Origin of the sequence: Kitasatospora sp. NPDC059571 (assembly GCF_042735675.1) — a bacterium.
In the GTDB taxonomy this organism is placed as follows: domain Bacteria; phylum Actinomycetota; class Actinomycetes; order Streptomycetales; family Streptomycetaceae; genus Kitasatospora.
Genome location: NZ_JBHWBW010000258.1, coordinates 3788 through 10668, shown reverse-complemented (window position 1 = coordinate 10668; position 6881 = coordinate 3788). Strand labels below are relative to the sequence as shown.

General features: G+C 75.1%; 7 protein-coding genes. 4 read left to right on the top strand and 3 right to left on the bottom strand.

Annotated elements, in window-relative coordinates; translation table 11 throughout:
• A partial coding sequence (locus ACFV0G_RS24985) for a YciI family protein (protein ID WP_380552031.1) occupies nucleotides 1–254 on the top strand: 254 nt, incomplete at its 5' end.
• A 13-nt stretch (nucleotides 255–267) separates the two neighbouring features.
• The gene (locus ACFV0G_RS24980; RefSeq protein WP_380552028.1) at nucleotides 268–1527 is read left to right on the top strand and encodes an RNA polymerase sigma factor; all 1260 of its coding nucleotides are present in this window, start codon (nucleotides 268–270) and stop codon (nucleotides 1525–1527) included.
• 63 nt (nucleotides 1528–1590) lie between these two features.
• On the opposite strand, the gene ACFV0G_RS24975 is transcribed toward ACFV0G_RS24980, so the two are convergent.
• Entirely contained in the window at nucleotides 1591–2199 is a 609-nt protein-coding gene (locus ACFV0G_RS24975) for a TetR/AcrR family transcriptional regulator (RefSeq protein ID WP_380552025.1), read from the bottom strand.
• A gap of 100 nt (nucleotides 2200–2299) precedes the next feature.
• On the opposite strand from ACFV0G_RS24975, the gene ACFV0G_RS24970 reads away from it, so the two are divergent.
• On the top strand, nucleotides 2300–3523 hold the full coding sequence (locus tag ACFV0G_RS24970; RefSeq protein ID WP_380552022.1) for an alpha/beta fold hydrolase: 1224 nt from the start codon (nucleotides 2300–2302) through the stop codon (nucleotides 3521–3523).
• Nucleotides 3524–3578: 55 nt separating this feature from the next.
• On the opposite strand, the gene ACFV0G_RS24965 is transcribed toward ACFV0G_RS24970, so the two are convergent.
• Complete coding sequence (locus tag ACFV0G_RS24965) at nucleotides 3579–4268, bottom strand: TetR/AcrR family transcriptional regulator (RefSeq protein ID WP_380552019.1); 690 nt, start codon at nucleotides 4266–4268, stop codon at nucleotides 3579–3581.
• Between the two features lie 179 nt (nucleotides 4269–4447).
• On the opposite strand from ACFV0G_RS24965, the gene ACFV0G_RS24960 reads away from it, so the two are divergent.
• A complete protein-coding gene (locus ACFV0G_RS24960; RefSeq protein ID WP_380552016.1) occupies nucleotides 4448–5920 on the top strand; it encodes an alpha/beta fold hydrolase in 1473 nt (490 codons plus the stop codon).
• A gap of 99 nt (nucleotides 5921–6019) precedes the next feature.
• Here ACFV0G_RS24960 and ACFV0G_RS24955 read toward each other — a convergent pair whose 3' ends face one another.
• Nucleotides 6020–6760: a CAP domain-containing protein gene (locus ACFV0G_RS24955; RefSeq protein ID WP_380552013.1), complete on the bottom strand. Its 741-nt coding sequence runs from the start codon at nucleotides 6758–6760 to the stop codon at nucleotides 6020–6022.
• Nucleotides 6761–6881: the final 121 nt, after the last annotated feature.

The window sequence follows — 6881 nt, the reverse complement described above, 5'->3', positions numbered from 1 at the left end:
TCCAGGACCGACCCGCGGCCGCCGTCCTCGGCGCCACCGCGCTGCACCACCCCGACCCGGCGACCACCGTCCGCGCGGACGGCTCCGGCGGCTTCGCGGTGACCGACGGCCCGTTCGCGGAGACCAAGGAGGCGCTCGGCGGCTACTACCTGGTCGAGGCCGCCGACCTCGACGAGGCCATCGCCCTCGCCAAGGACCTCCCGGACGACTTCGGCGGCGGCGTCGAGGTCCGGCCCGTCCGGGTGTTCGACTGACGGGGACGTCCCCGTGGCCACCGACCCGGCGGTCGCCGCCGCGGTCGCGGACGCGCACCGGCGCGAGTGGGCCTTCGTGCTCGCCGCGACGGCGCGCGTCACCCGCGACCTCGACCTGGCGGAGGAGTGCGTCCAGGACGCGTACGCCAAGGCGCTGACCGTCTGGGGCGAACGCGGCATCCCGCAGCGCCCCGGGGCCTGGCTCACCACCACCGCCCGCAACCGGGCCATGGACGAGCTGCGCCGCCACGCCACCCTGCGCCGCTCGCTGCCGCAGCTCCTCGTCCTCTCCGCCGACCCCGCGCCGGACCCGACGACGGCCGGCGGGGAGTTCCCCGACGACCGGCTCCGGCTGATCTTCATCTGCTGCCACCCGGCGCTCGCCGAGGAGGCCAAGGTCGCCCTCACCCTGCGGCTGCTCTGCGGCCTGACCACCGGCGAGGTCGCCCGCGCCTTCCTGGTCGGCGAGTCGGCGATGGCCGCCCGCATCACCCGGGCCAAGAAGAAGATCGCCACCGCGCGCATCCCGTACCAGGTGCCGCCCGCCGACGAACTGCCGGCGCGCATCGACGCCGTCCTCACCGTCGTCCACCTGCTCTTCACCACCGGGCACACCGCCCCGGCCGGCGACGACCTCGTCCGCCGCGACCTGGTGGAACGCGCCCTCGACCTCGCCCGGATGCTGCGCACCCTGCTCCCCGCGGACGCCGGGATCGCCGGGCTGCTGGCCCTGATCCTGCTGACCGACGCCCGCCGCGAGACCCGCGCGGCCGACGACGGGCGGCTGCTGCTCCTCGCCGAGCAGGACCGCGGGCGGTGGGACCGCGCCGAGATCGACGAGGGCCTCGCACTGGTCCGCGAGGCCCTGCGCCCGCGGCCGCCGGGGCGCTTCGCCCTGATGGCGGCCATCGCCGCCGTCCACGCCGAGGCGCCCAGCTGGCAGGAGACCGACTGGCGCGAGGTCGTCGCGCTCTACGACCTGCTGGTCCGGATCTGGCCCTCGCCCGTGGTGGCCCTGAACCGGGCCGTCGCAGTGGGCTTCGCCGACGGCCCGGCCGCCGGGCTCGCCGCCGTCGATGCACTGGCCGCCGAGCCGCAGCTGGCCGGCTACGCCTACCTCGCCGCCGCCCGGGCCGACTTCCTGCGCCGCCTGGACCGCACCGACCAGGCCCGGCTGGCGTACGAGGAGGCGCTGCTGCTCACCGGGAACGCCGTCGAACGCGACTTCCTCGCCGACCGGCTCCGCGACCTGGGGCCCCGGCACGGGCGGTGAGCACGGCCGGCCGCCCCCCCGCCCCCGCTCCACGGGGCCGGGCCGGGCGGCCGCGGCGGGCGTTCAGCTGCGCCCGACGGTGGGCGCCGACGGCCCGCCCGGGGTGCCGAGCAGTCGGTCCACGAGGAGCTCTGGGTAGCCGGAGGCCGGGGGGTCGATGCCGAAGATCGCTCGGAGGTAGAGCGGTGCGATGAGCTGGTCGAGGATCTCCTCCAGGGGCGGAGCGTCCTCGCCGCGGGCGGCGGCCCGCTCGCGGATGCGCTCGATGGCCCGGATCCGGCGCTGGAACTGCTGCGTGCGCTCTCCCTGCGCCTCGGCGGTGCCCGGCATGGACAGCGCGACGGCCCGGACGAGGAGCCGGCCCTCGGGGGTGCGGATGCTCGCGACGCCGGCCTCGACCCATGCGGTGAGATCGCCGCGCAGGCTCCCGGTGTCCTTCAGCGGCCAGTCCCGCTCCAGCCGGGTGGTGACCACGTCGGCCAGCAGCGCCTCACGGCTGCCCCAACGCCGGTAGACGCTGGTGTGGTTGACCCCGGCGCGCTGGGCGATCGCGGGGATGGTGAGCTCCGCACCCCCGGGGTCGGACAGCAGGTCGACGACCGCCTGGTGGACGGCCGAGCGGACCTGTTCGGGGCTCTTGCGGATGCGTGCGGTCGGTGGTTTCGAAGTCACCCGCACATCGTAAGCACAGATGTTTGCTTCGTGGTGCCCGGAGGGTCTACAGTCCCGCCTTAAGCACAGATCCGTGCTTAGCGTCGGAGGAGAGTGCACGATGAAGCAGCTGCTGTTTCCCGGGAACACCCAGTTCTGGTACGAGACCCTGCGCTCGATGAGCCACATCGCGTACGGCGGCGCCGATTTCGGCGAGGTCGTCGCCACCGGTGAGCGCATCGTCGAGGGCGACTACGACAGCTGGCACCGCGAGTGGCTGGCCACCGCCGACCGAGTGGCCGGCGAGGCGCAGAAGGCCCTGGACGCCGGCCACCGGATCAGCGCCCGGGACGGATTCCTGCGGGCGTCGAGCTACTACCGGTCGGCGGAGTTCTTCCTGCACGGCAACCCCTGCGACCCCCGCCACGACCACGCCTACGACCGCAGCGTGGCGTGCTTCCGGGCCGCTGCCGCCCTCTTCGCCCCGGTGATCGAGCCGGTCCGCATCCCGTACGAGGGCACCACCCTGCCGGGCTACCTCTACCGGGCCGACGCCACCGGCACGCCGCGGCCGACCCTGATCATGCACTCCGGCTTCGACGGCACCGCCGAGGAGCTCCACTTCAGCGGAGCCCTGGCCGCCGTCGAACGCGGCTACACGGTCCTGACCTTCGACGGCCCCGGACAACCCGGACCCCGGCACCACCAGGGCCTGGTCTTCCGCCCCGACTGGGAGAACGTCATCACCCCGGTCGTCGACTTCGCCGAGACCGTTCCGGAGGTCGACAACAGCCGTATCGCGCTGCTCGGTTCGAGCATGGGCGGCGTCCTCGCGCCGCGGGCGGCCGCCTTCGAGCACCGCCTCGCCGCACTGATCGCCGTGGACGGCGTCTTCGACCTCGGCCAGATATCCGTCCGCAACATCCCCGGCGACCGCAAGGAGGCCGAACGGCTCCTGCGCGCCGACGCCGCCCCCGAGCTCGACGCCGCCCTGGAGCGGATCACGGCCCAGGACGCCACCGCGCACTGGGCGATCAACCACGGCATGTACGTGCTGGGCGTCGACACCCCCCGCGCCTTCAACGCCGCCTACCTCGACTACACCCTCGACGACGGCATCGCCGAACGGATCCAGTGCCCCACGCTCGTCTGCGACGCCGAGGAGGACGAGTTCTTCAAGGGCCAGCCCGAGCAGCTCTACGGCCGCCTCACCTGCTCCAGGACCCTCATGGTGTTCAGCGCCGAGGAGGGCGCGGGCGCGCACTGCCACCCCGGCGCCATGCGGCTCGCCCTCGCCCGCATCTACGACTGGCTCGACGACACCCTCGGCAACACCGCGGTGTGAGCGGGCGCGTCCCGCCGCCCGTACCGGCATCGACCGCCGGTTTCAACTGCCGGTCTCACCCGGCGAAGAGGCCGGCGCGGGCGGCGAGGGCTGCCGCGGCGGCGGCGCGGTCGGCGTCGGCGGGGGTGACGGGTTCGCCGGTGACGTACATGCGGAGATACAGCGGGGCGACGGTGGCGCGGATGACCTCGTGGGGGTCGGTGCCGGGTGGGACCTCGCCGCGGGCGACGGCGTGCCGGACGGCGACCGAGGTGAGGTCGCGGCGGTGGGCGAGCACGGAGGACAGGGCCTCGCGAGCCTTGGGGGAGCGGACCGCGGCGGAGACCATGACCTGGAGCCAGGCGCGGTGGGCCGGGTCGTCGTTGAGTGCGACGACGGCGCGGGCGACGGTGCGCAGGTTGTCCTCCAGGCCGTGGCTGTCGGGGAGTTCGATGGTGACGGCCAGGTCGTCGGCGAGGTCGACGACGATGTTCTCGAGGCTGCCCCAGCGGCGGTAGACGGTGGTGGCGGCGACGCCGGCGCGGGCGGCGATGCGGTCGATCCGGGCGTCGGCGTAGCCGGTCTCCACGAGCTCGGCGAGGGTGGCCTCGAGGACGGCGGCCCGGGTGCGGGCGGTGCGGCCGCCGGGGCGCAGACTGCCGGGAGCCGGGGTGGGCGCGGGCGTGGCCGCGGGCGTCGGCGCCGCGGGTGCCGGTGCCGCTGTGGAGGCGGACTGGGGGTCCTCGGGAGACTCGGTGCGGTCCAAATGCGAATCCTCTTGCGTTTAGTGGGGCGGCTTTGCCAGGATCAAGGCTAATGCAGATCGACATGCATTAGCTCGGGGGGTGGGCTTCGCGCTGCGCTCGGTCATGCCCTGACCGACCCCCGTCCCCGGCCGGCCCGCATCCGGCCGACGAGCTGTCACCGGCCAGGAAAGGCAGCACCATGGACATGCCCCGCGTGAGCCACCGGTACGTCGACGTGGACGGGGTCCGCGTCTTCTACCGCGAGGCCGGCCCCCGGGACGCTCCCACCCTTCTGCTCCTGCACGGATTCCCCACCGCCTCGCACCAGTTCCGCCGGCTCATCGACGCGCTCGGCACCCGCTACCACCTGCTCGCCCCCGACTACCCGGGTTTCGGGCACACCGAGGCCCCGGACGGCTTCCGGTACGACTTCGAGGCGCTCGCCGGGGTGCTGGAGGGCTTCGTCCGGGCGGTCGGGGTGAGCCGGTTCGCCCTCTACGCCTTCGACTTCGGCGGCCCGGTGGGCTTCCGGCTGGCCGTCCGGCACCCGGAGTGGATCACCGGCCTGATCGTGCAGAACGCCAACGCCTACGAGGAGGGCCTGTCCGCGCTGGCACGGGCGGCGATCGCGCACCGCACCGGTGAACCGGGCGCCGCGGAGGCCGTCCAGGAGCTCTTCACCCTGCCCGTCACCCGCGGGCAGTACGAACAGGGTGCGGCGGACGCGGCGCAGCTCGACCCGGACGCGTGGACCCTCGACCAGCACCACCTCGACCGGCCGGGCCGCAACGCGGCGCAGACCGCGCTGGCACTGGACTACCACAGCAACGTCGAGCAGTACCCGCGGTGGCAGCAGTGGCTGCGCGAGCACCGGCCGCCGACGCTGGTGCTGTGGGGACGCAACGACGGCTTCTTCACCGAGGAGGGGGCCCGCGCCTACCTGCGCGACGTGCCCGGTGCCGAACTGCACGTCTTCGACGCCGGCCACTTCGCGCTGGCGGAACGGCTGCCCGAGATCGCCCCGATCGTCGAACGCTTCCTGGACCGGCTCCCGGCCCCGGCCGAGCGCCGTGCGCTGCGGATCGCCGTACTCGGCGCGAGCGGGCACCTCGGCGGCGCGGTGGCCACGGAGGCGGTGGCCCGCGGACACCTGGTCACCCCGCTCGGCCGCGCGGACGCCGACGCCACCGATCCGGCCGCACTGGCCGCGGTGCTCGGCGGCCACGACGCCGTGGTGGCCTCGCCTAAGGGCGGCGACCACTTGGTGCCGCGGGCCGCCGCCGCCCTGCTGGAGGCGCTGCCGAAGGCGGGCGTCGAACGGCTGCTGTTCGTCGGCGGGGGCGGCAGCCTGGAGTACGCGCCGGGCCGGCGCTTCGTCGACTCCCCGGACTTCCCGCCGCAGTACCTGGAGACCGCCCGCGACCAGGCGCAGGCGCTGGACGTCCTGCGCGCCGCCACCGGCACGCCGGTGGTCTGGTCGTACGCCAGTCCGCCGCCGATGCACCTGGTGCCGGGCGAGCGGACCGGGCGGTACCGGGCCGAGGCCCGGGACACCCCGCTCGCCGACGCCGGGGACGTCAGCCGGATCACGGTCGGCGACTACGCCTCCGCGGTGGTGGACGCGATCGAGCGGGGCAGCTTCGTCCGCCGCCGGTTCACCGCCGCCTACTGACCCCGTACCGACGGACGGGCGGGCGGGCCGGCCACCCGTCCGTCCCCCCGGTACCCATTCGATGGTCGGGGGCAGGGGCGCGGCGCACTGTCCCGAGCCTCAGTCCGAGAAGTCCTGGGTCATCCAGACGGTGCCCGAGGAGTCGCGGAACAGCTCGATCCCGATGTGGTGGAAGGCCGGGTTGAGGATGTTCCGGCGGTGGCCGTCGTTGGGCGCCTGCTCGGCGAGCATGTCGTTGGTGAGTCCGACCGCCATGCCGGCTATTGCGTCCGTGGTGTTGGCCATCGGGCCGCCCTCGCCGATGTTCTCGCCCGCCGTGCCCCACTGCACGCCGGCGGCGTGCTCGCGGTCACCGAAGGCGGCCTCGCCCGGGCACTGGTGCGACAGTCCGCAGCCGGCCGCCATGGTGTGGTTGTGCGCGTTCGCGCTGGTCTGCAGGCCGGCGAGCATCTGCAGCGGTGCGACGCCCTGGGCGGCGCGCGCCTGGTTGATCACCGCGAGCACCTGGTTCGCCGCCGCGTCCAGTCCGGTACTCGACCCGGAGCCGCCGGAGCCCGAGCCGCCGGTGGCCGACGGGGTCGTCCGCGCCGTCGACGGGGCAGCCGTGCGCGCGGCGGTCGGGCTTGCCGCGACCGTGGCCGGCCGCTGGATCGGGACGGTGCTGGCGGACCCGCTGGGCAGCCGGGTCGGCCCGGTGGTCTGCGGGGCAGGTGCGGCCGACGTCACGGCCGACCGGCTCGGTGTCACCGGCACGGCGCCGGTCTGCAGCGGCGGCTCCGGTGCGGCCGCCGCGGTGCCGTCCTGCGGGGCGGGGGAGAGCAGTGCCTTGCCCCCGATCATCGCGGTGGGGGGGGGGGGCGCCCCCCCGCCCCCCGCCCGGCGCGGGGTTGGGGCCGTGGCGGTCCGCGCCCGGGGGCGGCCGCGGGGGGGCCCCCCGGGGGGCCCCCCCCCCCCCCCCCCG

Excerpts from the sequence above, each read along its gene's own strand:
- ACFV0G_RS24970 (WP_380552022.1), top strand. The coding sequence starts at position 2,300 with ATGAAGCAGCTGCTGTTTCCCGGGAACACCCAGTTCTGGTACGAGACC.
- ACFV0G_RS24955 (WP_380552013.1), bottom strand. The coding sequence starts at position 6,760 with ATGATCGGGGGCAAGGCACTGCTCTCCCCCGCCCCGCAGGACGGCACC.
- ACFV0G_RS24960 (WP_380552016.1), top strand. The coding sequence starts at position 4,448 with ATGGACATGCCCCGCGTGAGCCACCGGTACGTCGACGTGGACGGGGTC.